Source organism: Dorea longicatena, assembly GCF_025150085.1.
Lineage (GTDB): Bacteria > Bacillota > Clostridia > Lachnospirales > Lachnospiraceae > Dorea_A > Dorea_A longicatena.
The window spans coordinates 183946-209935 of record NZ_CP102280.1; the positions used below are offsets into that span (position 1 = coordinate 183946).

Below are 25990 nucleotides of genomic sequence, written 5' to 3' on the forward strand. Positions count from 1 at the left end.
TTATTCTATATAATGTTTTTGTATAAGGAGATGACCGTATGAGTGAAAGCAGACACAATCCGGATCAGTTATTAAAGGAAATCCAAGCTGATGAAGAAAACCGTAATAAAGGACATTTGAAAATCTTTTTCGGATATGCAGCTGGTGTGGGTAAAACCTACGCCATGTTAGAAGCAGCTCATATGGAAAAACAGCAGGGAATTGACGTGGTAGCCGGTTATGTAGAACCCCACGCACGTCCCAAAACAGCAGCTCTTTTAAATGGCTTAGAAGTTCTTCCTACAAGAGAAGTTTTTTATAATGGTATGATACTGGACGAATTCGACATTGGCATGGCGTTGAAAAGAAAACCACAGCTTATCCTTGTAGATGAACTTGCGCATACGAATGCCGAAGGATGCCGTCATGCAAAACGGTATCAGGACATTAAGGAACTTTTGAATGCAGGGATTGACGTCTATACGACTGTCAATGTTCAGCATATTGAAAGCCTTTGTGATACAGTTGCATCCATTACGGAAATTGTTGTACGGGAACGCATCCCGGATTCTATTTTTGATAATGCAGATCAGGTTGAATTAATAGATATTGAACCACAGGATTTGATTAACCGTTTGAATACAGGAAATGTATACAGACAGACACAGGAAAAACAGGCAGTAGAAAATTTTTTTACAATAGAAAATTTGACAGCTCTCCGGGAGATTTCACTGCGGCGATGTGCGGACCGGGTGAATATCCTCACAGAAAATACCCGCATAAAAAATCATGGAGATTATCACACAGGCGAACATATTCTTGTATGTCTATCTTCTTCTCCATCCAATGCGAAAATTATCCGTACCGCCGCAAAAATGGCTTCTGCTTTTAAAGGGGAGTTTACGGCTCTATTTGTAGAAACCCCAGATTTTTCGGTGATGAGCGAGGAAAATGTAAAACGCCTGCGTTCAAATATTTGTCTTGCTGAGCAGCTTGGGGCAAAAATAGAAACAGTTTACGGAGAAGATGTTCCGTTTCAGATTGCGGAATTTACTCGTTTGTCCGGTGTGTCAAAGATTGTGATCGGACGTAGTTCTGCTACAAAACGGCATTTGCTCAGCAAACCGACCCTGACAGAAAAATTGATTGATTATGCCCCTAACCTGGATGTGCATATTATTCCGGATGCGGTTTCTAATGCGGCAGTGTATCAGTTAAGAGGGGGCAGGAAAAAGAATCATATCGTATTCTCTGTCACTGATACATTAAAATCTACTGCGATTCTGATTTTATCCAGTTTAGTCGGAATGATTTTCCGGAAATTTGGATTTGACGAAGCAAATATCATTACTGTTTTTGTTTTAGGTATTCTTGTCATCGCTGTCATCACGAAACATCAGATATACAGCCTAATTTTCTCGATTGTAAGTGTTTTGGTCTTTAATTTCCTGTTTACGGAACCTCAATTTACCTTGCAGGCGTATGATCAGGGTTATCCTGTTACCTTTATTATCATGTTTTTGGCGGCATTTTTAACCGGTTCTCTTGCTATACGGATTAAAAACCAAGCAAAACAGGCGGCACAATCTGCTTACCGTACCAAAGTGTTATTTGATACAAACCAGCTATTGCAACAGGCAAAAGATAAAAATGAAATTGTATCTGCAACTTCAAATCAGCTCATTAAACTCTTGGGAAAAGATATCGTTTTTTATTTAGCTGATGGAGAAGTGTTGGATACGCCGCATATTTTTTCTGTAACTGAAGAAAATTTGGAATCGTGTATTTCCGAAAATGAAAAGGCCGTTGCCGGCTGGGTATTGAAAAACAATAAACGTGCCGGAGCTACAACAGGAACGCTTTCCAATGCAAAATGCCTGTACCTTGCTGTTCGCAGCAGCAGTATGGTATATGGAGTTATTGGAATCGTGATGGGGGAAATACCTCTTGATCCATTTGAAAACAGTATTCTACTATCCATTCTCGGAGAATGTGCCCTGGCTTTGGAAAACGAGAAAAATGCCCGTGAGAAACAGGAGGCGGCCATTCTTGCAAAAAATGAACAGTTGCGAGCGAACCTGCTGCGTGCTATTTCACATGATTTGAGGACACCGCTGACATCCATTTCCGGTAATGCCAGCAATCTTTTGTCCAACAGCGATTCTTTTGATAATGATACAAAAAAGCAGCTGTACATGGATATTTATGATGATTCCATGTGGTTGATTAACCTTGTAGAAAACTTGCTGGCTGTAACCCGGATTGAAGAAGGACGGTTGAATCTCCGTATAACGGAAGATTTGATGGATGACGTGATCACAGAAGCGTTACATCATATTAATCGAAAGAGTGAAGAACATCATATTTCCGTTGAAAGCAAAGAAGAATTTCTTCTTGCAAAAATGGATGCAAAGCTTATTGTTCAGGTAATCATCAATATTGTTGATAATGCTATCAAATATACACCTAAAAACTCTCATATTGTTATTCGGACAGAAAAGCGGGGAAAACAAGCAATCGTATCTATATCGGATGACGGAAACGGAATTGCTGACGAAATAAAGCCACGGATATTCGACATGTTCTATAGCGGTGCAAATCAAATTGCAGACAGCCGCCGAAGTTTAGGACTCGGATTATCTTTGTGCAAGTCCATTATTAACGCCCACGGCGGAGAACTTACTGTTTCAGATAATCTGCCGCACGGAACAGTATTTACATTTACATTACCGGCAGGGGAGGTCAAAGTATATGAATAAGTCACTAATATTAGTTGTAGAAGATGACACATCTGTCAGAAATTTAATTACAACAACCTTAAAAGCACACGAATACCGATATCTGACGGCACCCGATGGTCAATCGGCAATTTTAGAAACATCTTCACACAATCCAGACATTGTTTTACTTGATTTAGGACTTCCTGATATAGATGGTGTTGAGATTATTAAAAAAATCCGTACTTGGTCAAACATGCCAATCATCGTAATCAGTGCTCGCAGTGAAGATACCGATAAAATTGATGCGTTGGATGCTGGCGCAGATGATTATTTAACAAAGCCATTTTCTGTTGAGGAACTGCTTGCCAGACTACGAGTCACGCAAAGAAGGTTATCGATGATGCAAAAAGTATCCCCTGCCGAAGCGGTTGTTTTTGTAAACGGAAAACTTCGTGTAGATTATGCTGCAGGTTGTGCTTATTTGAATGAAGAAGAATTGCATTTAACACCTATTGAATATAAGTTGCTTTGCCTGTTGACAAGAAATATAGGAAAAGTTCTGACCCATACTTTCCTTACGCAAAGCATTTGGGGAAGTAGTTGGGATAATGATATTGCCTCCCTTCGTGTGTTTATGGCAACACTTCGTAAAAAAATCGAGAAAGAACCGAACTCTCCACAATATATCCAAACACACATTGGTGTTGGGTATCGGATGCTGAAAGTTGATTGAACTTCACAACACCATAGTTAAAGTTGGAATATAAGCTGTAGATCTGTATAAGAGACCCGTACGCACGGTTCAATGGGAGGGATGAGAAAATATATTCTTCCTCTTCCTGTTAAATAACTAGACACAGACGGCAACTTTTAAATTTCCTCTAAGAGCGGGCTATTTAAGTATCGATAAGTCTCATTTATATAAGCTAATAGGTAAAATTTAATAGAATAACACGTAAAAAAGCACTGAAATCGTTTGCTGATCACGATTTATAGTGCTTTTTCTTTGACTACAAAGGAAAATACAACGAATTTAAGTTTCGCGCAGTTTTGCATTTGCAGATCGCCATTTCCTTTTAGGTTCATGTTTCCCACAATCGTCGCAGGTCTGTGGCCAGTTATCAGAATCATGGTAACGGACAGCGGTATCCTCGCTTGAATTACATTTCTCTCTTGGATATGAATGGAGAAATGCTTCTGACAATTTTAAGTTCACTGGCACAGGAAGAAGTGGAATCCCTTTCCAGTAATGTGAAAATGGGATTACAGATGAAAATGAAACGGGGAGAACTGGTTGGATTTAACGGTTGTTTTGGTTAAGATTATCATCAGGACACAAAGACAATCACTGTAAATGAAACAGAAGCAGAAACAGTCAGACTCATATGTGATATGTATTTGCAAGGAAATGGCTGTGGTACGATTGCCAAACGGCTGGTAGAACTTGGAATTAAAAATAAGCGTGGCATAGTGGAGTGGCATGATCATGGAGTTATGGGAATGATTAAAAATGAGAAGTATAAGGGGGACGTGCTTCTTGGAAAGACTTTTACAGTTGACTCGATTTCAAAGAGAAGACTTGCCAATATGGGAGAGGAAAATCAATATTATATCCGGGATCACCATGAAGCAATCGTATCAAGAGAAATCTGGGATAAAGCAGAAGAGATTCGATTGAAGCGTGCCAAACCCAAGCTGATGCAGACAACCGGAAACAGAGAACGTTATACAAGACAGTTCACATTCAGCAGTATGCTGGAATGTGGGTATTGTGGTCATAAATTATCCAGAAGGACAAGACATCAGACGACTACAACGAAAAAACCTGTCTGGCAGTGTATGAATGCTACAAAAAACGGAATTGATAATTGCCCGAACTGAAAAGAGTAAAACAGTTGGAGAAAGACATTTCCATTATTGAATCAAAAAAAAGCAGGTTAACAGATCTGCTGATTGATGGTAAAATAGAACAGAAAGATTATGATGAAAAGAAACTGAGTTTTCAGCGGAAACTTCATCAGATTACGGAAGAAAAGGCTTATCTGGAAGAGAATATCGGACAGCAGAAGAATATAAGCAAGCGCATGTCACAGCTTCGGCAGACACTGGAAAATGAAAATGCCTTGGATGAATTTGACAGAATCGTGTTTGAAAGCATTTCAGATGATTTAAAATCACAAAGAGGAGTGAATTACATGATGTATAATCCACAACTTGATACATTTATCTGCGTTGTAGAAGCTGGAAGTTTTAGTAAAGCGGCAGAAGAATTATATATAAGTGCACCTGCGGTTATTAAACAGATAAATTCTTTGGAAAACAGCTTAAATTTGCAATTATTTGAAAGAACACACAGAGGTCTTATTATTACGGAAGCTGGTAAATCGCTCTATCAGGATGCAAAATATCTGATTCAATATTCAAAAGAATCGTTGATACGGGCGCAGGAAGCAATGAATCATAATGAAGAAATTATTCGTGTTGGAATATCTCCGATGACACCACCGGAAGTTTTTGTGGAACTTTGGCCTAAGATACAGAAAATATATCCGGAGATGAAGTTTAAATTGATTACATTTGAAAATACACCAGAGAATGCAAGAGAGATACTGGCTAATATGGGAAAGAATATTGATGTGATAGCTGGAATCTTTGATGAAACAATGCTTGAACTCAGAGGCTGTGATGGCACTGAGATTTCAAGAGAACCATTTTGTGTGGCGGTATCAATTCATCACAGGCTGGCAAAAAAAGAAAAAATAACACTTGATGATCTGGCTGGAGAAAATCTTATGCTCATGCAAAGAGGATGGAGTTATTATGGCGATATGCTAAGGGATGATATGATGAAAAATCATCCTGAAATCAATATTGTAGACTTTAATCTGTACAATGTAGAAGCATTTAACCGATGCGAAAACAATAATGAGGTATTACTGGCATTCAAGAGCTGGGAAAGTGTTCATCCACTGATCAGAATCATTCCAGTAGAGTGGGATTATACTATGCCGTTTGGAATTCTTCATTCGAAAAAACCGTCCATTAAGGTTAAGCGGCTGATAAATGCTATTAACAAGGTAAAATAAAAATTGAATACATGCGAGTAGAAACCTAAAGGTTAATACTGAATAACAAAACGAGACTTCTAATGGAGTCTCGTTTTGTTATACTTTAGCTGAAGTGAAAATGGAGGATACTATATGCAGATAAAGAGGATAGCTCTTGGAGGAATCATCATGACTGTTATCCTGTTCAGTGGGTGTAGCACAACAGTCCAGAACCTGGAAATCGGGGAAGAAAAAACGCTGGAAACAGGAAAAACAGAGCAAGAGAGCGTGACAGAGAAGGATATCAATATGAATGAAAAAGAAAGTTTTAATGCAGAGAGTAATATAAAGAATGTTATTCACACCGGTCACTTATCAGCATGGCGGTGGCTATCTGTTTTGTCGTGACAAAGAAATTATGGGATGGCTGTTCAATCAGTAAGAACCAGAATAAACCGAAAGGTTAAGACTGAAAAACTTATCGAAACTTCTCAAAGGAATCTATCAGTATTATAGTATGAATGTAAGATGAATGAAAGAAAACAAGGAGGATACGACAATGGAATATATTTCATTAAATAATGGTGTAAAAATGCCAATACTGGGATATGGCGTATATCAGGTAACAAAAGAGGAATGTGAAAGATGTGTGCTTGATGCTTTAAAAGTTGGATACCGGGCGATTGATACAGCACAGAGTTATTTTAATGAGGAAGAGGTTGGGAATGCAATCCAAAAGTCAGGCATTCCAAGAGAAGAAATCTTCCTTACAACAAAGGTGTGGATTGAACATTATGGATATGAAGAAGCAAAGAAATCAGTTCTTGAATCCATGAAAAAGTTAAAGACAGATTATCTGGATCTGGTATTGCTTCACCAGCCATTTTCAGATGCTTACGGTGCTTACCATGCATTGGAAGATCTGTACGATGAGGGAAAAATCAGAGCAATCGGAATTTCCAACTTTTATGTAGACAGAATGGTTGATTTTGCATCCTTCAACCGCATTAAACCTATGGTAAATCAGGTGGAAACCCACATCTTCAATCAGCAGAAAGAGATGAAGGAATGGGCAGACAAATATGATATCCGGTTAGAAGCATGGGCACCATTCGGTGAGGGCAGAGGAGGCACCTTTGAGAATCCTGTCATCGCAGAGATTGCAGAAAAATATCAGAAGACTCCGGCACAGGTTATGCTTCGCTGGCATATTCAGAGAGGGGTAGTGGTTATTCCGAAATCAACACACATTGAGAGAATGGAAGAAAACTTTAATGTTTTTGATTTCACACTTTCTGATGAAGATATGAAGACTATTGCAGAACTGGACAAGAAGACAAGTTCCTTCTTCTCGCATCAGGATCCGAATATGGTGGAATGGTTCGTGAAGATGGTTGAGGAAAGAAAAAAGAATAATGACAGTTCAAAAGAAAAAAAGAACTGGTAAGCATAAGAGGAAAAATCAATGAAAGTATTACTTGTCAATGGCAGTCCACACAAAAATGGCTGTACTTATACAGCTCTTTGTGAAGTATCCAGTGCATTAAATGAAAATGGCATAAGTACAGATATTTTCTGGATTGGAAACAAGCCGATTTCAGGATGTATTGCCTGCAGAAAATGTCAGGAAAAAAATAAATGCATCCTGGATGATATCGTGAATGAATTTCTGGAAATAGCAGGGGATTATGACGGATTCGTATTTGGAACTCCGGTACACTGGGGTGGTGCAGGCGGTGCAATCACATCCTTTATGGACAGAGTCTTTTATGCCGATTTAAACGGTGGCGGCGATAGATTCCGCCTGAAACCTGCCGCTGTGGTAATTTCAGCAAGAAGGGCCGGAACAACGGCCACATGGGACCAGGTAAATAAATATTTTGGTCTGATGCAGATGCCGATCATTACATCGAGATATTGGAATATGGTACATGGGACGAATCCGGATGAAGTAAAACAGGATCTCGAAGGAATGCAGGTTATGCAGATCCTTGGAAACAATATGGCATATTTCATTAACTGTAAAAATGTTGCGACAAAAATGGGAATTGAAATGCCAAAGGCACCGGATTTTGTATTTACCAATTTCATCCGATAGAAATTAGCGTGACAAACATTTTATACGACAGGAGATAACCTTAGAATGAAAACAAAGAAAATAGCAGCAGTACTCTTAACATGCATCATGGCAATCGGTTTGATGGCAGGATGTGGAGCAAGCAATACAAACCAGTCTGCTTCTAATACAGAAAATACATCAACAGGAAATGGAAAAACATTGGTTGTATATTATTCAGCTTCAGGAAATACAAAAGATGTTGCTGAAAAGATAGCAAAAATTACAGAGGCAGATCTGTTTGAAATAGAGCCTGTGGAGCCATATACAGATGATGACCTTGACTGGACAGATGATGACAGCCGGGTGTCAAGAGAACATGATGATGAGAGCTTAAGAGATGTGGAACTGGTGTCTACAACAGTTGATAACTGGGATTCATATGATACGGTATACATTGGCTATCCTAAAATGGAGTACAGTTTATAGTAGTGTATAGCGTGTACCAAGTTATAATTATGGGGTTGAAAATAACAGTATACACAGATAATGTGGAAAAATGTGTATGACGTTTATATAGAAAATAACATTGAAAAAGAAATTCAAGAATGGGTAAATTCATTAAATTTAAAATAGAATAATAATTACATGAGTGACAGAAGATAAGAATCTGAATTCCCTGTCACTTTTATATTATTTGATAAGAAAAAAGAACTGGTTTATATCCGATAAGAATATAGACTGGTTCTTATTTTTAATATGCTATTATATACACAGGGAGTCGGGGAATGTCGAACTATAGCAAGCCGGAAAAGAAAGCATTGATATCGGTATGAAAGAGTTTTGCAAGTGCAACTAATTCAGATGCCTTAATGTTCATGCGATTTGTTTCCAGTTTGGCATAGGTACTTTTGGTGATGGAGATACCCATAAGATTTAATTTTGCAACTACTTGGTCTTGAGTCATATTGTTTTTATATCGAATTGCTTGGATATTTTTACCAATATCCATATCTGGTCTAATCTTTTGCATAATGATGAACTCCCCTTATAAAATAAAAAGTTTCGTAATACAGAAACATATATATTGATTCTAAAGAATTTAAATTTTATAATGTTTCGTAATAAGGAATTATTTTTAACAGGAAGAGGTAAAAGTATAATGGATGTGGAGATGGAAAAGAGAAAATTTTTAAATCTATGTGGCAAAAGAGATCGAGCATTATTGTCAGATGAAAAAAGAATGACATTGGGGGATATGGAACGATTGACATATCTGACAGAATTTTTTGAACTGGAGAACTATGGAATCGCCTTATGGAAAGAATTTGGTGATGATGTAAAAGAGCCATTTGAAGCGATGATGAAAATGTTAGATGAGCCGGAGTGCATAGAAGATCGATGGCTTGATGACGAAGCAAAAGGGGAAAAGTGGTTGTTAGAATTTCAGGAACTGGCATTAACGGAAGAATACAGGGAATGGATTCGAAATTATATCGATAAAAAATATGAAGAAAGAGGATTACCATATCCGACAGGAGCAGACTTCGATTAAGAGGTCTGCTTTTTTCTGGTCTTTTGGGAGGTGATAAGAGGTGGAAGTAAGTATTTATGAACTCTTGGCGGCAGCAAGAGAATCGGCTAAATCTGATTATATAAAAGGGGACAGCATTTTGTGTGAGAAGAGATTTCATCCAGATACCCATTACATGGTAGAAATAGAACTGCTGAAAAATGATAACAAGCTGGGAAAAAAGGGCAATTATATACGGAAGTTTTTGACAGAACCGGAGTATCTTCCCATTTTACAAAAGCAGGAAAAACATCTCATAAAAATAAAAAGACAGGCAATTGTTCAAAAAGGAAACTTGCGATATATCCCTCCCCCGGACAGGCTGGACCGCCGCCGGGAGAGGGATCTTTTATAACCGGCTGGGAAGGAACAGTAGTGTTCCTCTGGCGATAGTGGTATAAAAAAGCCAGATTTTCCGCAGGTTTTGGGACGCTGGAACATAGAAAAGTGTTCACGAATGGCACTTTTGCAACGATCCGTTGCAGCAGTGACAACATTTTTGACCTTACGTTAAACAGAAAAAATGAAAGGATGTGATTGCGATAATCATAGGAATTGATCATGGCTATTATGCCATTAAAACAAGACAAGTGTCTTTCCCAAGTGGAATTATTGGGTATGATTACGAGCCGTATACCATGCAGAATGTTCTGCAATATCAAGGAAAGTATTATGTCTGCGGTACGGGAAGACAGACGCTGGTAAAAAATAAAACGTCCAATGATAATTATTATCTGCTGACGTTGGCAGCCATTGCAGAAGAAATCAAGCATCGGAAAGCGGAACGAAAGACAGAGGTAATTCTGGCTGTTGGACTTCCGCTTTCAAGTTTTGGAAGAGAGAAACAGGGATTCAGGGAGTATCTGTTGCGGAAAGAGCAGCCAGTGCGATTTTTATATGAAAGTGAGTTATATGAGATAACAATAAAAGATGTGAAACTGTTCCCACAGGGATACTCTGCGCTTGCTCTGCATCCAGAGTATCTGAAGAATGAACCGTCTGTTCTGCTTGTTGATATTGGTGGCTGGACCGTTGACCTTATGAGGCTGGACAATGCTGTTCCGAATGCAGCAACGTGCAGAAGTCTGGAACTTGGAGTAATCCGATGTATTGATGAGACAGCAGAACAAGTGCGTAGAAATACCGGACTGTCTGTGACAGAAACTCAAATTGAGCGTGTGCTTCGGAGGGAATCTTGCAGTATGGCAGAGGAGGCCAGACGGATCATACAGGAAAACGGACGGAAATATATAGAAAGAATACTGTCTGCGGTGACAGAATCCGGGTTTGATCTCCGGGCAGTACCCACCGTATTTATGGGGGGAGGCTCCGCAATTTTAAAACGCCACGTGACCGCACAGGACGCGATTTGCCGCCCCGTTTTTATAGAGGACGTCCATGCCAACGCAACAGGGTATGAACGGATTGTAGAGCAGATGTGGACGAGATGACACGCCCGGTATATTCGTTCCGCCCGAACCTGAAAAATCCAGAACACCAGAGGGCATGGGAGAAATTTCAAAGTGTTCCAGAAGGGCAGAAAAGCCAGTATCTGGTTCAGGCAATTCTGGAAAAAGAGGATCGGAAATGGATGGAAGAAGTCATTCAAAAGACGATAAAAGAAAGTGTTCGGGAATTAGGAATATGTGGCACTACGGAACAATTGAAAACGAAACCATCATCGGAAGAAATACCAGATCAGATGATGGATTTTCTATCTCAAATGGAAAATTTGTAAAGGGGGTGAGGCCTATGATTGCACGATACATACATTGTTGGATCTGCTAGGGGTAAGGCAAGAAATGCATCGATATCTTTGGTGGGTATTGTGAATAGCTTTCCATGCGGCTTTGGAGTATGTTGTGTGTAGCAAAAGTGAAAGGAGAAAGGTTATGGCAGAGATGAAAAATATCTGCGGAAAGATCCCGATGGACTTACATGAGAAAGTAAGAGAAGAGATTGAACTCACAGAAAGCAGCACACAAAAATTTTTACAACAGGTCATTGAAGAACATTTCAACAGAGTGGAAGGAAAAGGAGAAATAAGCATGGGAGCAGTAAGAACAGTAGCAGTACAGGTATCAGAGGAATTATTCCAGAGATTAAAAGTAGTCATCGGAAAGAAACACATGAAACAGAAAGACTTCTTAATTCAGATTATAGAAGAAGCACTGGAAAAGGTAGAGGTCGAATGGCAAAGCAAAGAGCAGCCTGAAGAATCCGAACAGACAACTGGAGAATTGGGAACAGAAGAAACTCAACCGGAAGAAAGAACTGAGCCGGAAAGGGAAAGTGAACCAGAAGAGGAAGCCGAACCGGATGGAGAAAGTGAACCGAAAGAGGAAAACAAACCAGAAGGGGAAAGTGAACCGGAAGAGGAAACTGAACCAGAAGGAGAGACTGATCCGGAAGAATCCAAAGCAGAAGAACCAACAGAATGGTAACCAATTGATACAGAATAACGAAGGGCGGTATGAGAGATCATGCCGCCTGTTTTTATCAGCAAAAAGGAGGTTGATAGCCGCAACCATTCAATTTTTTGATCTCTTTAGCGGAATCGGGGGATTTCGTGAAGGCTTAAGACGGGCAGGAAACTTTGTCTGTGTCGGACATTGCGAGGTGGATACTTATGCGGATAAGAACTACCGATTGCTGTTTGATACGGAAGGGGAGTGGTATTGTAATGACACAAGAACAATCGAACCAGAACGAATGCCAGATTTTGATTTACTCTGTGCAGGATTTCCTTGCCAGGCATTCTCTATCGCCGGAAAGCGAGAAGGATTTGCAGATGCAAGAGGAACTCTCTTTTTTGAAATTGCCCGGATTCTTGAAGCTAAAAGACCCTCGTATTTTATCCTTGAAAATGTTCCCGGTTTGTTATCGCATGACAAAGGCCGGACGTTTTGCACCATCCTCAGTACGCTTTCTGAACTGGGGTACCATGTCGAATGGAAAGTGCTTAACAGCAAGGATTTCGGAGTCCCCCAAGCAAGAAAACGGGTGTATATTGTCGGATATTTTGATTTCCGATGTGCCGGAAAAGTATTACCTGAACCAGAAACAAATGGAGCAGCTCTTGTTCAAGTCCGGGCAGGAAGTCAGGGGAAAAGAGTCTACAGTCCCAAAGGACTAAGCTGTACCCTGACATCACAGGCAGGTGGAATGGGCGGCAAGACAGGATTATATGATGTAGGTGTTCCAATCAAAGAGAATACAAAGCTCGGCTACAAACTTGCAAGAGAAGGGGACAGCATCGATCTGGGTTATGCGAATCTCAACAGCAGGAGAGGAAGAGTCGGACACCAGATCGCACATACCCTGACAACAGGTGTTCAACAGGGAACGCTGCACTTTGTCGATCTTTCACCTCCGCCGGTGGTAACGGAAGAATGCAGAAGCCTGAATACCAGACAATGCGGTGTCCACAAATACAAAGGAGAATGTTCTGGTGTATTAGCAGAGGATGGAGCAAGAGCAGTCTTAACACCAGCAAAAGAGAATGTTCGTCAGAACGGCAGACGTATGAAAGAACCCGAAGAACCGATGTTTACAATTACTGCAACCGATCGTCATGGCATCTTGTATCACGGCAGAATAAGAAGGTTAGTTCCGAGGGAATGTCTGCGACTGCAGGGTTATTACGACTGGCAGATTGATAAGATCATAGACAGCACTTCTGACGCACAGCTTTATAAACAGGCTGGAAACGGAGTAACTGTCAATGTTATCGAGGCAATTGGCAGATTGTTACAAAAGGCAGACTCCGAACTTAACACACAGAAAGTGTCTGAGAAAGGAATCCATTAGGCATGATCGGAATAAAAGACCAATACTTTGGCACAGAAATCGAAATGACAGGGATTACCAGACAACGTGCTGCAGAAGTTGTTGCTGAAATGTTTGGAACAGAAGCATATTATGACGGCACTACTTATGGAGTCTGGTCAGTGATAGATCTGGAAGGAAAAAAGTGGAAATTTATGTCTGATGGGAGCATTTATACACAACGGAAAGTATACGGTCGAATTGTAGACGCAGGTGGAGAATATTCAACAGAAATGGTATCACCGAAATTATCCTATGATGAAATGGGAAAGTTACAGGAAGTAGTACGATGTCTGCGACAGCATGGAGGTTTTGTAAATGAGTCCTGTGGTCAGCATGTTCATGTAGATGCATCGAATCATACACCGCAGAGTCTGAAAAATGCACTGACAATTATGTATGCAAAGGAAGATATCCTGTTCAAAGCACTGAAAGTGCAGGAGAGAAGAGCAAATAGTTATTGTCAGAGGGTGCGACCGGAGGTATTGGAGAAAATCCGAAAAATACCAAATAAATCAATCACAATGGACCGAGTAAGAAATGTCTGGTATGGAGGCAGGGATGGAAGTCATACCCATTATGATCATACCCGTTATTATGCTCTGAATCTTCATGCTGTGTTTTCCAAGGGAACTTTGGAATGGCGTTGTTTTGAAAGCACACTACATGCAGGAAAGGTGAGAGCAAATATTACACTGGCATTAGCCATTTCCGCACAGGCAATCAATCAGAGATCGACACAGATGAAAAAGACACTGATATCAGAAAACCCGGCATTTACATTTCGTACATTTTTATTGAGACTTGGGTTAATTGGAGACGAATATAAAAATGTTCGAAAACATCTGCTGGCAAATCTGGATGGTGATCTTGCGTGGAGATATGATAAAAGCACGTATGAGTGTCTGAAGAAAAATCAAAGGACAGAAGGAGTCAGATAGAGGTGAGAAAAAATGAAAGATAGATATTACTTCGCTTATGGCAGCAACATGAATCTGGAGCAGATGAAGTACAGGTGTCCGGCTGCGGAAGTTGTGGAAAACGTCCGGCTTGAAAATTATCGGCTGGCATTTCGGGGAAGGGCTCCGGGCAATGGGGTAGCAACGGTTCTGCCGGAAAAAGGAAGCTATGTCGAAGGAGTCTTATGGAAAATCACAGAAGCGTGTGAGAAGAGTCTGGATTTTTATGAAGGATTCCCAAGTTTTTATGGGAAAGAATCGATTCGGGTAAAAAATCAGGATGGTGTGGAGAAAGAAGTGTTTGTATATATGATGAACGCTCCGCACAAAGATGTTCCGGCAAAGCCATCGAAATTTTATCTGGATGGAATTCTGGAAGGATGTAAGGATAACCAGATTCCAACGGAGTCTGTCATGGAAGCGGTAAAACGTACCAGACAGGAAGTAAAAAAAGAAAAAAATCGATATGCAAGATAAAACGTACCGCAGAGGAAACATCTTCTGCGGTATTTTACTGAAAAAATCTATTTATAATAGGAAGGAAAAGCACATGAAGGTTAGAAAATTAAAGACCAGAATTGCTGCTTTTGGACTGGCTGTCCTGATGGGCATCAGTACCTTGAGCAGTGCGAATGCGTTTGCGGCCGAACAGACAGGCTCGGAACAGCAGACGGAAGTACAGGCATCTGAACAGGCGGTAACAAGCCAGAAAGATACATCAGTTACAGCAGATGATATCACAAAAGCAGTTTCAGATGATACATTTGCAGTGGAAACCAGTATGGAAGGAATCCATTATGATGCAGAAAAAGAAGATGTTACGCTTGTAAGTATCAAAGATGAGAATGGTGGAGAGTATCATTCAGACAAAGCAGGAACATATATTGCCACTTATATGGTCGTTCCAAAAGATAAGAGTGACAGCTATACCATCACCCGTAAAGTGACTCTGACGGATACCGAAGGACAGGCACATTCCGAAGAAAATGGTGGAGAGAAACAGAAGTCAGATACAGAATCTGAAGATGATTCGGATTCGCCTGTGCAGAACTACACAGATGTAGAAATTGAAACATCCGAAGAAGATGCATCTGCACAGGCAATCAAAGAACTGAAAGAGGACATCGAAGAGGGAAATGTGATGGTATTGTCTGCGGCTGAAAGAGCTACAAGCAGCGGTTCCACAGTTACATTGACAAAGGGGAGAACTATTTATTATCCAAGTTATATTGGAAATTATCTTACTTGCCTGTTTACAGTCAATGGAAAAATTGCATACTGCCTTCAGTCCCAGAAAGCATCCCCACCGAGTGGAAGTTATGTAGCACAGGTACTGGACAGCAATAAAAATCTGCAGAAAGTCCTTTATTATGGTTATGGCGGGGCAGGAGATCTGACAGGAAGTTATCTGTCTGGAAAAACGGAAGATGAAAAGTATGTGTATACACACATTGCAGCCAGCTATGCTTATGCAGGAGAAGCCGGATTTACAGGGTGTAATTATAATGACCTTGTAAATGCAGGGGTTATCGCATATATCAATTATCTGTTTGGACAGGAAGAACCGCCAAAAGGTGAACTGAGCCTTTCAAGCACAAAGCTGAATGCAGTACGGGATGGAAACATCCAGAAAACACCAAATATCACACTGTCTGGAGATCACAGAAACTATGTGACACTGAGTGTACCAGAAAATGTGACAGCACATAATCTTTCCAAAGGAACAAGTGTTACAAATGGAAAAATCCAGATTTATGGTGGAGATACATTCTATCTGTCCGCAGATTTATTACTGACAGGCAGTTATGCTTCCGGCAACTTATATGGTTCTGTCGGAAAGACATGGAGAACACTGGTGTTGACAACCGGAGATTCCAAGCAGGATATCGGTGTATTTGAAAGCGAAACAGCAGCGCCGGTAAGCTTCAGTGTACAGTGGCTGAATATGACACGCATTGAGTTGACGAAGAAAGATGTCAATACACAGAATCCACTGTCAGGAGCAGTTTATGGTATTTATACTGATAAGAAGTGTGAAAATCTGCTGATGACAATGTCAGCAACCGGAACAGACGGAAAAGCAGTCAGCGATTATTTTGATTCTGCACTGAAAACAGTGTACGTGAAAGAGATCACTGCTCCGACAGGATACAAACTGAATACAGAAGTATATAAAGTGGCTGTTACTGCCGGAAAGACAATGACTGTAACAGCAACAGATGAGAGAGTCACCGGAAAGGTGAAAATCGCAAAGATCGATAAAGAAACACTTGCATTTAAAGCGCAGGGGGACAGTGTTCTTCGTGGTGCTGTGTATGGTCTGTATGCAAAAGAGGACATCGTGCATCCGGATGGCACAACAGGGGTTCTGTATAAACAGGACAGCCTGATTGCACAGGGAGTCATCGGAGATGACGGAACACTGGAATTTTCAGAATTATACCTTGGAGAAATGTATGTAAAAGAGATCACTCCACCGGAAGGATATACACTGGATACTACCAAATACGAGGTATCAGTAACTTATGAAGGTCAGGATGTTGCCGAAGTGACAAGAGACCTTACGGTAAAAGAGCAGGTAAAGAAACAGGCATTCCAGTTAATCAAAATCAGTGAAGATGGAGAGCAGACAGAAACAGACCTGGTTGCAGGAGCAGGATTTAAGGTATATCTGATCAGCGACCTGACACAGGTAAAAAATGGAAAACTGAAGCCAGCCAATGGAGAAAGCTATACAGCAAGCGATTTCAAAAATTATGACTTCAGCAAAGAGCAGGTTGCAGTTACTTACGAGAATGGAACAGCCGTACCAGTACCAGAACTGATCACTGATACAAAAGGATATGCAGTCAGCCCGGAACTGCCGTATGGAAGTTATGTTGTAGTGGAAAGTACTACCCCTGAGAATTTGAAAACCATTGATCCATTTGTTGTAAATGTGGAAAATGACAGCAGAGAGCCAATGCAGTGGAGAGTATTTGATGACCGCCCGTTTGAATTTTTGCTGAAAATTGTAAAGAAGGATGCACAGACTGGAAATACTGTTTTAAAGGCTGGTGCTTCTTATAAGATTTACGATGTGACAAATAAGAAATATGTGGAACAGGTTGTTCAGTATCCGAAGAAAGAAAAGATCAGTGTATTCGAAACAAACGAGGAAGGATATCTGATCACACCGCAGGAACTGAAGTGCTCTACCTACCGAATCGAAGAAGTGAAAGCACCGGAAGGATTTGTAAGACAGGGAAGCGAGGAGTCCCTGTATGATGGAACAACGATTATTTCACCATTAGAACAGACTACAAAAGGAACATATAAAGAAAATCCACAGAGTGGTATTGTAATTACAGTATCCTCAAACACTGCACATCAGATTGATCCAGATACAGGAGCTGCGATTGTAGAGGTAGAACAGAAAAACGATGAACAGGTAGGAAGCCTGCTCCTGACGAAAAAGGGAGAACAGCTTACCGAAGTAACCGGAGATTCTGTTCTGGCAAAAGTAAAAGCACTGGTTTCAAAAGTAAGAAATGCCGTATCTGGAAAAGAAGAAACAGGTATTTATAAAGGCTTTAAATATGAAGAAACCGGAGTAGAAGGCGCTGAATTCGAAATATATGCCAAAGATACCATCTATTCACCGGACGGAGCAAAGGACGAAGCAGGAAATCCAGTTGTCCGATATGAGAAAGATGACCTGGTAGCCAAACTGACTACAGATGAAAATGGAACAGCAGTTATCAACAATCTGCCACTGGGAACGTATTATCTGAAAGAAGTTGTAGCAGGAGAGAATTTTGTCCTAAATACAGAACAGAAAGAATTTACCCTGACAGCAGAGGATGATACACAGGCAGTTGTTTATGAAGGCGTTACCTATAAAAATGAAAGACAGAAAGTTTTCGTATCAGTAGAAAAGAAAGATTCTGTCACAGGCGAAAAGCTGGAAGGTGTTATTTTTGGACTGTATGCTGCAGAAGATATTCTTTCTAATCAGGGAGAGGTTCTCGTAGAGAAAGATACCTTGCTGGAAAAGAAAGCAACGGATGCAAAGGGAACACTTACTTTCGACAGTGATCTTCCACATGGAAAATACTATGTCAAAGAGGAAGTCAGAAAAGCTGGATATCTTCCAAATGAGGAAGTATGGAATGTAGATGCAACTTACGAAAATCAGAATCTTGCAAAGATTGAACTGAACAAAGAAGTTGAGAATCAGCCGACAGAAACACGCATTACAAAAACAGATGCAACTACCGGAAATGAGCTGGAAGGAGCCAAACTGCAGGTCATTGATAAAGACGGAAATGTTGTGGAAGAATGGGTAAGCAGTAAGGAAGAACATGTCATTTACGGACTGCCGGAAGGAAGTTATACCTTACATGAGGAACTGGCTCCTTATGAAGATGGCTATGTGTCTGCCAGCGATGTGATGTTTGAAGTCAAAGAAGATGGCAGTGTGACAAAGGTTGAGATGAAAGATGAATATTCCAAAGTGGAAATTTCAAAAACAGACCTTACAACCGGAAAAGAACTGGAAGGGGCAAAGCTTCAGATTATCCGCAAAGACGGAACTGTTCTGGAAGAGTGGATTACAGATGGAAAACCACATTCCGTTGAAAAACTCCCAGTCAATGAAGAACTTACTCTGCGTGAGATCACAGCACCGGATGGTTACGAGATTGCGGAAGATGTCACATTTACATTGAAAGATACAATGGAAGTCCAGAAAGTAGAAATGAAAGATGCCAGAACACCGGAGAAAACAACAGAAAAAACAAATGCACCAAAAACAGGTGATAACCAGAAAATATGGGCGTTTGTTCTGCTTGCACTGGCATCTGCTGGAACAGCTACAGGAGTGACTGTATACCGCAGAAAGAAGTCAAAAATGACAGACAACAAAAAAGAAACAGAAGAAAAATAAAATAAGAATTACAGGATAAACCAATCTGACAGGGCAGGAGATGTGCATAAAGCAGCTTCTGCCCTGTCTGTATATAAGGAGAAGAATGATGAGACGTTTTTATACAGCAGAATCAGTAACAGAAGGACACCCAGACAAAGTATGCGATCAGATAGCAGATGCAATCTTAGATGAATGTCTGCGTTACGATCCATCTTCGAGAGTGGCGTGTGAAGTCCTTGCTACAAGAGGAAATGTGTTTGTAGCAGGAGAAATCACCAGCGGATATGAACCACCAGTGTTTGATGTGATCCGAAAAGTTTTAGAAGAGTGTGGATATTGTACAGATGGGATAGAAATGGATACGTTTGTACACCAGCAGAGTCCAGATATTGCGAAAGCAGTGAGTGTGTCGAAAGAATTTCGGGATAATATCGGCGCAAAATTAAGAGATAGAAGCAGGGGAGCTGGAGATCAGGGTGTTATGGTCGGATATGCGTGTGATGATACTCCGCAGCTTATGCCAATGCCGACTGTTCTGGCACACCGGATCACACGTGAACTTTCGGCTTGCAGAAGAAGCGGATATATCAAAGATATCTTTTCGGATGGAAAAGCACAGGTAACCGTAGAATATGAAGATGGAAAGCCAGTGAGACTGGAAAGTGTTGTTGTTTCCTGCCAGCATGGTGCAGAAAAGAGCCTGAAGAAGTTAGATGCCGAAATCAGAGAGAAAGTGCTTCGCTCAGCACTCAGATTACTGCCGCCGGATGAGGATACGAAGATTCTGATCAATCCGTCAGGAAAATTTGTGTGTGGAGGGTTTGATGCAGATACCGGACTGACCGGAAGAAAGCTGATGGTGGATACTTATGGAAGTATGGTTCCGCATGGCGGCGGTGCATTTTCAGGAAAGGACTGTTCGAAAGTAGACCGTTCGGCAGCTTATATGGCAAGGTATATCGCAAAAAATATAGTAGCTGCTGAGTTTGCAAGCAAGTGTCAGGTGTCTCTGGCTTATGCAATCGGAGTAGCAGAGCCGGTTATGATTGAGGTGGATACCTTTGATACAGGGAAAGTGTGTGCGGATGATTGTCTGGCGGCAGCAATCCCACTGGTGTTTGGAGTGACACCTGTTCAGATCATGGAATCCCTTCGACTGAACCGTCCGATTTTCCGGCAGACGGCAGTTTTTGGTCATTTTGGAAGAAAGGAGTTTCCTTGGGAGCGGACGGATAAGGTACTGGATCTTCAGGATGCAATTCTGTAATGCCCTGGGTAACGGAAGAAGAGATTCAGGCAGCAAAAAATATGACTGCGTATGAGTATTTGCGGACGCATCAGGCACAGCGGTTGCAAAAGACAAGAACCAGAAATGAATGGCAGTTGACGGACCATGACAGTTTTAAAATCAATGAACTGTCCAGCAAATGGCATTGGAAATCCAGAGATATCGGTGGCGTGTCCGCACTGCGGTTCCTGATTGAAGTAGATGGAATGAAATTTACAGATGCCGTAAAACTGTTGTGCGAAGAGAGTCCGTCTTTTATTCCGACACAGTCTGCGAAAAAGGAAAAACCACCCTTTAAGCTGCCGGAGAGATATTGTAATTGCAGACGAATCAGGGCTTATTTAAACCACAGAGGAATCAGCGATGAAGTGATCACGTATTGCATTTCGCATGAAATCCTTTATGAAAGTGTCCCGTACCATAACGCTGTTTTTGTTGGAAAAGATGAATCCGGAAAAGCAAGATATGCATTCCTGCGAGGAATCTATGAAAAAAACGGGAAAGGATTCAAGATGGAGCAGACCGGGAGTGAAAAAAAGTACAGCTTTTGTATTCCACCTGAAAGAGAAACAAAACGAGTTGTCGTATATGAAGCGTGTATTGATGCACTGGCCCACATGACACTGGAAGAAGGAAAGAGGGATAAATATCGTCTTTCCCTTGGAGGAATCGCTGCTCCGAAAGAAAACACACAGATACAGAGTGAACGTTTTAAAAAGCTGCCGGATGCACTGGAAGAGTTTCTGAAGAACCATCCGGAAATCAAAGAAATTGAAATCTGCACCGATAATGACTTTGCCGGGAGATGGGCGAAAGAACAGATGAAAAAACATTACGAGGGAACGTATCAGATTATTTGCAATCTGCCGGAAAAAGAAGGGGCAGATTATGCAGACCTTGCGAAAGAAAAAAAGCAGACAAATAAATGCAGGGACAGACCATTAGAAAGAAGGTGATAGAGAATGGAAGAAAAAGGAACGATGCACGTACATCTGTTGACGGAGCTGACTGGAAATCTTTATTCAGAAGAATCCGAATGGGAAGAAGAGTGGTCGGAGAGTGATGAATATGGAATGCCGTTAGATGGAACAGAACTTGCCGATTATGAAGAAGTCATCCGAGAAGAACTGAAACGCTATGGGGAAGATGATCTCATGCAGTATTTTGATGGAAGTGAGTCCATTCAGGGAAAGATACAAAGTGCAGTTGTTACGATAGAAAACAAAGACGGAATCCTGTACGGATGTACCAAACTGGAATTAAATGAACTTTTAAGTCAGGAAGAACTACAGGAATTCACTGAATACATTACAGGACAGTACAGTGACGGTTGGGGTGAAGGATTTGAGCAGAGGGATATCAAGGTAGATGGAGGAACGCTGAATGTGCATTTTTGGCATCCTGATATAGAACAGCCGAAAATGTATGAGAAGAAAACAGAGCAGATTCCGACAAAGCCTGAGAAACAACGTCCCAAGTTACAGCTCCTTGGACATAATGGGAATATTTTTTCCATTATGGGCGATGCCTCAACTATTTTGAAAAAGAATAAACAGACAGCAGAAGCAAAAGAAATGTGTAAAAGGGTATTGGAAAGTGGGGACTATTACAAAGCACTTTTGATTATCAGTGAATATGTGGAAACCGAGTTGAGTCCACCACCAAAAGAAAATAAAAAGACAAAGAAGAAAAATCAGCCGGAACGCTGAGAAAAGAAAGGATGATGCCTATGACAAATGGCCTGAGTTTGGAAGAACTTATGAAAGAGGGAACATACCCAGAGGAATATGCCGAAGGGGAAAACTGGAGAATATTACATGGAGATACATTAAAACTGGTCAAAGCATTCCAGCCGGGAATCTTTGATGCAGTCATTACCGATCCACCGTATGCGTCCGGTGGAACAAAGCAGAATGAAAGAAATCGTACTACAAACCAGAAATACAGCAGTATGAGTGCTGCAAATGCACTTCCGGATTTTGATGGGGACAATAAAGATCAGAGATCATGGACTCACTGGATGGCCGAGTGGCTTTACGATGTGCGGAAAGCCTGCAAGAAAGGAGCTCCGATCTGTCTGTTCATTGACTGGCGTCAGTATCCATCGATTACCGATGCATTGCAGTGGGCAGGATGGATTTGGCGAGGAACAGCGGTGTGGGATAAGGGAAACTCCCGTCCACAGAAAGGCCGTTTCCGCCAGCAGGCTGAATACATTGTGTGGGGCAGTAACGGACCGATGCCAATCAACCGTCCAGTATCTTGTCTGCCGGGCGTCTTCCGATATGGAAATCCGCAGAACCGGATTCATGTGACAGAGAAGCCGTTGCAGCTTATGAAAGATGTCATCCAGATTTGCGAACCGGGAGGTTTGATCCTGGACCCGTTTGCCGGGGCAGGAACGACTGTCCTTGCAGCGGTTATGACAGGTTATCGTGCAGTGGGAATTGAGGTAACAGATGCCTACTACAAACTGGGAAGTGACAGAGTGAGAATTGCATTAGAAGCAGAGCAGAAAGAGGATGAAAAGTAGCCGGGATGTCCAATTGGACATCTTGTTTTTTATAGAGAAAATGCATGGCATCCAACTGGATGCAGGAAGGAGATGGAGCGTATGGAACAGGCGCTGGCTTATGTGTGCTGTTCAGCAGAAGAAAGCCGGGTAAAAGTGCAGAAATATTGCAGAAAAATCTATGAACTTGGGTATGTACCAATCTGTCCGAGATTTGTATTCTCACCATTCTTGGAAGAGTCCGATGCAGAAGATATGCAGGGATATGGAAGAATGTCCCATATTCTTTTGAGGAGATGCCGGATGGTAGTTGTATGTGGGAAAGAAGTGACAGGAACAATGAATACCGAAATCAGTATGGCAGACAGACTCCATATCATTTGTACAACACTTGATGGACTGGTGCAGATAAAAGAATCAAAATAAATCAGAATCGAGTTAATCCGGTGCTACAGAAACTGGTGGTACTCGTTTTGCAAGCATAGCGTTTGGATATCCAAACGCACTTTGGGGAGAACCCCAATCCCCCGAATATAAAATGAACATGGAAAGGAAGGATAAGCTATGTTAAGAGACGGAGTCATGATTATGATCGCATTGATGTGTGGAGGTTGTTTCGGAGTCGTGGTGACCTGCTGCATGGTAACTGCGAAACGGTCGGATCAGGAGCTTGGCGATATGATGAAAGAGAAAAGAGAAGGGACGGTGATGCAATGCGAAAACGAAACCATGTGATCCCGGTGCGGTTAAATGCAAGGGAACTCAGGGAATTGGAGGAACAGGTGGAAAAAAGCGGACTGAGTCGGGAAGAGTTTATGCGTTCGCTGATCTTAGGAGCACAGGTACACGCAAAACCCTGTGAGCATCACCCGGAACTGCTTAGGAAGATAGCGGGTCTGTGCAATAATGCGAACCAGCTTGCCCATGTTGCGAATGCTTCGGGAATGGCAAGTGAGCAGAGTGTGCAGGAAATGCTCCGGCTTACCAAAGAGATATGGCATCTGGTAAAGGAAGAGTGGTAATGACAGATGGCTTATACAAGTGTTATCCCCGTCCACCGCCTGGACCGTTCCATCGAATATGTGAAAGACAAAGAAAAAACCACACAGAAAGCAGACTCTCTGGAGGCTGCCATTGATTATGCCATGAACCGGACAAAGACGGAACAGGCGGTCTTCGAAGATACCATCGGATGTACCAATGAAAATGCGTATGCAGATATGGTGGCAACAAAAAAGAGATTCCATAAGATGGGCGGTGTGGAAGGATACCATCTGGTACAGAGTTTTGCAGAAGGTGAGGTGACACCGGAACTGGCACATCTCATCGGACAGGAACTGGCAGACCGGCTCTTAAAGGGACAGTATGAAGTCGTTATCACAACGCATCTGAATACCAGACATTATCATAATCATATTGTCTGGAATTCTGTAAGCATGGTGGACGGACATAAGTACCATAGTAATGCCAAGAGTTATTATACGGAGATCCGGAAGATCTCCGATGAGCTGTGCAGAAAATATGGTCTGTCTATCATTGAATCCGACCAGAAAAAATCAATCCCTTATGTACAGTGGAAAGCGGAACAGGAAGGGAAACCGACATGGAGAAGTGCGATCCGTCTGGATATCAGGGAGTCTGTACAGGAAAGCTACTCCTGGTCACAATTCTTAAAAGAAATGGAAAAGCGTGGATACACATGGAAACTGAACCGGAAATATGTCGCTTTAAAGGCTCCGGGGATGGAACGGTACATCCGGCTACGGTCTCTTGGAAAAAACTATTCCGAAGAGGAGATCCGTGGACAGATCTTACAGCCAAAAGTAAAACGCATCTATCAAAAGACGGTGCAGATTCCTCCAAAGAGGAAACTGACCGGGATACAGGCATTATATTATTCCTATCTATATCAGATGGGAGTACTGCCAAAAAGACCGAGAAGAAGTCCGTATGCCATCAGAGAGGATATTCGGAAACTGGATCAGAGGATTGAACAGATTGAGTTTTTAATGAAGCATGACATTACGACCAGAGAACAGCTTGCCACATACCGTGAGCCGTTACAAAAGCAGATTTCAGAACTGATGAAGGAACGCAGAAAGCTCTATCGGAATGGCAGGGAAGACAGCGGAAAAGTACGGTTGTCCGAAATCAATGAGGAATTAAAAAAACTCCGAAAAGAAGTCCGTATGACCGTCCGGATTGAAAAGCATTCACTGGAAATCGAAGAAAGACTTCGAAAGGCAGAAGAACAAAACCAGAATGAGAAACGTGTGGAACACAAAGAAAGTCAGGAGGTGAGATAAGTATGAATTACGGAGCAGAACCGGCAGATCAGGTAGTGCGGTACAGTCTAGAAGGGATGGAGTATTCGCTGAAGATCACCGGAAATGTGGCAAAGCATGTGGCAGTCTTTATTGCGGCCGCCTTAAAGGATCAGAAAAAGACAAGAGGGAAAACAAGGCTTACCAGAATGTTAAAGGAACAGCGCCCGATGAAATTTTTTACCGTTCCGGGTGACCGCTTAAAAGAATTTGCGAAAGAAGCCAAAGCGAGAGGTATCTTATATGTTGTCATCAAAGATAAGGTGAATCCGGATCAGACAGAGGTCATGGTATTTGCAGATGATGCAGCAAAGATGAACCGGGTATTAGACCGGATGAATCTGGATTTTGTAAAAGCAGAATCAGGCTCTATGGTTACAGAAGCAGTGGAAAAAGAGAATGCACCGGAAAAGGCAGAGAACCAGATGGAAAAAGAAACCGGGGAGAATGTACGGACAGAGACCGTTGTCCTGCCGGAAGGCAAGATAGAATTTGAACTGGATGATGCGGAAGAAATGTTCCAGATCGGGGATGAGGCTTTCCCGGAAGGAAATTTTACACATGCGCAGGAGGGGAAAGCAAAGAATCCGTCCGAACCTTTCTCGCGCAACAAAAATATTTCTTCCGGTCGGGAAACTAGCTGGGAAGAAAAGAATGAAAAACCATCTGTGCGGAAAGAACTCGGAGATATCCGTAAGGAACAGGAAGAGAAACGTAAGAGGCCGGACAGACGGAAAAATGCCAGAGAGAGCAGGAAGAAACGTAAGAATATGAAAACGAAAGGCAGGTAATGTA

General features: G+C 41.6%; 28 protein-coding genes and 1 pseudogene. 27 read left to right on the forward strand and 2 right to left on the reverse strand.

Going from position 1 to position 25990, the window contains the following annotated elements; genetic code table 11:
- The first annotated feature begins 38 nt into the window (after positions 1-38).
- Together NQ508_RS00895 and NQ508_RS00900 are read left to right on the forward strand one after the other, a co-directional pair.
- A complete protein-coding gene (locus NQ508_RS00895; RefSeq protein ID WP_006427008.1) occupies positions 39-2738 on the forward strand; it encodes a sensor histidine kinase in 2700 nt (899 codons plus the stop codon).
- On the forward strand, positions 2731-3432 hold the full coding sequence (locus NQ508_RS00900) for a response regulator (protein ID WP_006427007.1): 702 nt from the start codon (positions 2731-2733) through the stop codon (positions 3430-3432). The genes NQ508_RS00895 and NQ508_RS00900 overlap by 8 nt, the downstream gene beginning before the upstream one ends.
- Positions 3433-3732: 300 nt before the next feature.
- On the opposite strand, the pseudogene NQ508_RS14195 reads toward NQ508_RS00900, so the two are convergent.
- Positions 3733-3888: pseudogene (locus NQ508_RS14195) on the reverse strand (helix-turn-helix domain-containing protein); the annotation flags it as partial.
- Positions 3889-3890: 2 nt separating this feature from the next.
- Here NQ508_RS14195 and NQ508_RS00910 point away from each other — a divergent pair.
- The 7 genes from NQ508_RS00910 (at position 3891) to NQ508_RS00940 (ending at position 8291) form a co-directional block, all read left to right on the forward strand.
- The gene (locus NQ508_RS00910; protein ID WP_259828848.1) at positions 3891-4019 is read left to right on the forward strand and encodes a hypothetical protein; all 129 of its coding nucleotides are present in this window, start codon (positions 3891-3893) and stop codon (positions 4017-4019) included.
- A 72-nt stretch (positions 4020-4091) separates the two neighbouring features.
- Positions 4092-4580 carry a recombinase family protein gene (locus tag NQ508_RS00915; RefSeq protein ID WP_006427004.1) on the forward strand — a complete coding sequence of 163 codons (489 nt, stop codon included), beginning with the start codon at positions 4092-4094 and terminating at the stop codon, positions 4578-4580.
- A gap of 14 nt (positions 4581-4594) precedes the next feature.
- Entirely contained in the window at positions 4595-5785 is a 1191-nt protein-coding gene (locus tag NQ508_RS00920) for a LysR family transcriptional regulator (RefSeq protein ID WP_330370985.1), read from the forward strand.
- 114 nt (positions 5786-5899) lie between these two features.
- Entirely contained in the window at positions 5900-6154 is a 255-nt protein-coding gene (locus tag NQ508_RS00925; protein ID WP_006427002.1) for a hypothetical protein, read from the forward strand.
- A gap of 151 nt (positions 6155-6305) precedes the next feature.
- Positions 6306-7193, forward strand: coding sequence for an aldo/keto reductase (locus NQ508_RS00930; protein WP_173761166.1), 888 nt, complete (start codon positions 6306-6308; stop codon positions 7191-7193).
- An 18-nt stretch (positions 7194-7211) separates the two neighbouring features.
- Entirely contained in the window at positions 7212-7844 is a 633-nt protein-coding gene (locus tag NQ508_RS00935; protein WP_006427000.1) for a flavodoxin family protein, read from the forward strand.
- 45 nt (positions 7845-7889) lie between these two features.
- Entirely contained in the window at positions 7890-8291 is a 402-nt protein-coding gene (locus NQ508_RS00940) for a flavodoxin (RefSeq protein ID WP_006426999.1), read from the forward strand.
- Between the two features lie 307 nt (positions 8292-8598).
- Here the strand turns inward: NQ508_RS00940 and NQ508_RS00945 are convergent, their stop codons facing one another.
- Positions 8599-8835, reverse strand: a complete 237-nt coding sequence (locus tag NQ508_RS00945; RefSeq protein ID WP_005341369.1) for a helix-turn-helix domain-containing protein — start codon at positions 8833-8835, stop codon at positions 8599-8601.
- 192 nt (positions 8836-9027) lie between these two features.
- Here NQ508_RS00945 and NQ508_RS00950 point away from each other — a divergent pair, with 192 nt between their 5' ends.
- From NQ508_RS00950 to NQ508_RS01035, 18 genes are all read left to right on the forward strand, one after another.
- The gene (locus tag NQ508_RS00950) at positions 9028-9357 is read left to right on the forward strand and encodes a hypothetical protein (RefSeq protein WP_227080228.1); all 330 of its coding nucleotides are present in this window, start codon (positions 9028-9030) and stop codon (positions 9355-9357) included.
- Between the two features lie 40 nt (positions 9358-9397).
- Positions 9398-9730, forward strand: a complete 333-nt coding sequence (locus NQ508_RS00955; protein ID WP_005341391.1) for a DUF5720 family protein — start codon at positions 9398-9400, stop codon at positions 9728-9730.
- A 187-nt stretch (positions 9731-9917) separates the two neighbouring features.
- The gene (locus tag NQ508_RS00960; RefSeq protein WP_044912250.1) at positions 9918-10826 is read left to right on the forward strand and encodes a ParM/StbA family protein; all 909 of its coding nucleotides are present in this window, start codon (positions 9918-9920) and stop codon (positions 10824-10826) included.
- Positions 10823-11113, forward strand: coding sequence for a hypothetical protein (locus NQ508_RS00965; protein WP_006426993.1), 291 nt, complete (start codon positions 10823-10825; stop codon positions 11111-11113). Before NQ508_RS00960 ends, NQ508_RS00965 begins: the two co-directional genes overlap by 4 nt.
- Positions 11114-11267: 154 nt before the next feature.
- A complete protein-coding gene (locus NQ508_RS00970; protein WP_007884604.1) occupies positions 11268-11819 on the forward strand; it encodes a hypothetical protein in 552 nt (183 codons plus the stop codon).
- 70 nt (positions 11820-11889) lie between these two features.
- Positions 11890-13185 carry a DNA (cytosine-5-)-methyltransferase gene (gene dcm, locus NQ508_RS00975; RefSeq protein ID WP_044919685.1) on the forward strand — a complete coding sequence of 432 codons (1296 nt, stop codon included), beginning with the start codon at positions 11890-11892 and terminating at the stop codon, positions 13183-13185.
- Positions 13186-13187: 2 nt separating this feature from the next.
- On the forward strand, positions 13188-14144 hold the full coding sequence (locus NQ508_RS00980; RefSeq protein ID WP_006426990.1) for an amidoligase family protein: 957 nt from the start codon (positions 13188-13190) through the stop codon (positions 14142-14144).
- A 12-nt stretch (positions 14145-14156) separates the two neighbouring features.
- Positions 14157-14639: a gamma-glutamylcyclotransferase family protein gene (locus tag NQ508_RS00985; protein WP_006426989.1), complete on the forward strand. Its 483-nt coding sequence runs from the start codon at positions 14157-14159 to the stop codon at positions 14637-14639.
- Between the two features lie 73 nt (positions 14640-14712).
- Positions 14713-19089 (forward strand): SpaA isopeptide-forming pilin-related protein, encoded by a 4377-nt coding sequence (locus NQ508_RS00990; RefSeq protein ID WP_044919772.1) that lies wholly within the window; start codon positions 14713-14715, stop codon positions 19087-19089.
- 88 nt (positions 19090-19177) lie between these two features.
- On the forward strand, positions 19178-20338 hold the full coding sequence (gene metK / locus NQ508_RS00995) for a methionine adenosyltransferase (RefSeq protein WP_167528845.1): 1161 nt from the start codon (positions 19178-19180) through the stop codon (positions 20336-20338).
- On the forward strand, positions 20338-21315 hold the full coding sequence (locus NQ508_RS01000; protein WP_006426986.1) for a DUF3991 and TOPRIM domain-containing protein: 978 nt from the start codon (positions 20338-20340) through the stop codon (positions 21313-21315). The genes metK and NQ508_RS01000 overlap by 1 nt, the downstream gene beginning before the upstream one ends.
- A 6-nt stretch (positions 21316-21321) precedes the next feature.
- The gene (locus tag NQ508_RS01005) at positions 21322-22068 is read left to right on the forward strand and encodes a hypothetical protein (RefSeq protein WP_006426984.1); all 747 of its coding nucleotides are present in this window, start codon (positions 21322-21324) and stop codon (positions 22066-22068) included.
- 20 nt (positions 22069-22088) lie between these two features.
- Positions 22089-22892, forward strand: coding sequence for a DNA-methyltransferase (locus NQ508_RS01010; protein ID WP_023923433.1), 804 nt, complete (start codon positions 22089-22091; stop codon positions 22890-22892).
- 81 nt (positions 22893-22973) lie between these two features.
- Positions 22974-23297 (forward strand): DUF7768 domain-containing protein, encoded by a 324-nt coding sequence (locus NQ508_RS01015; RefSeq protein WP_015513330.1) that lies wholly within the window; start codon positions 22974-22976, stop codon positions 23295-23297.
- Between the two features lie 138 nt (positions 23298-23435).
- Positions 23436-23606: a hypothetical protein gene (locus NQ508_RS01020; RefSeq protein WP_004614514.1), complete on the forward strand. Its 171-nt coding sequence runs from the start codon at positions 23436-23438 to the stop codon at positions 23604-23606.
- Positions 23585-23893 carry a plasmid mobilization protein gene (locus tag NQ508_RS01025; protein WP_006426981.1) on the forward strand — a complete coding sequence of 103 codons (309 nt, stop codon included), beginning with the start codon at positions 23585-23587 and terminating at the stop codon, positions 23891-23893. The genes NQ508_RS01020 and NQ508_RS01025 overlap by 22 nt, the downstream gene beginning before the upstream one ends.
- A 6-nt stretch (positions 23894-23899) precedes the next feature.
- Positions 23900-25177 carry a relaxase/mobilization nuclease domain-containing protein gene (locus NQ508_RS01030; RefSeq protein ID WP_006426980.1) on the forward strand — a complete coding sequence of 426 codons (1278 nt, stop codon included), beginning with the start codon at positions 23900-23902 and terminating at the stop codon, positions 25175-25177.
- A gap of 2 nt (positions 25178-25179) precedes the next feature.
- Complete coding sequence (locus tag NQ508_RS01035; protein ID WP_006426979.1) at positions 25180-25986, forward strand: PcfB family protein; 807 nt, start codon at positions 25180-25182, stop codon at positions 25984-25986.
- The last annotated feature ends 4 nt before the right edge of the window (positions 25987-25990 follow it).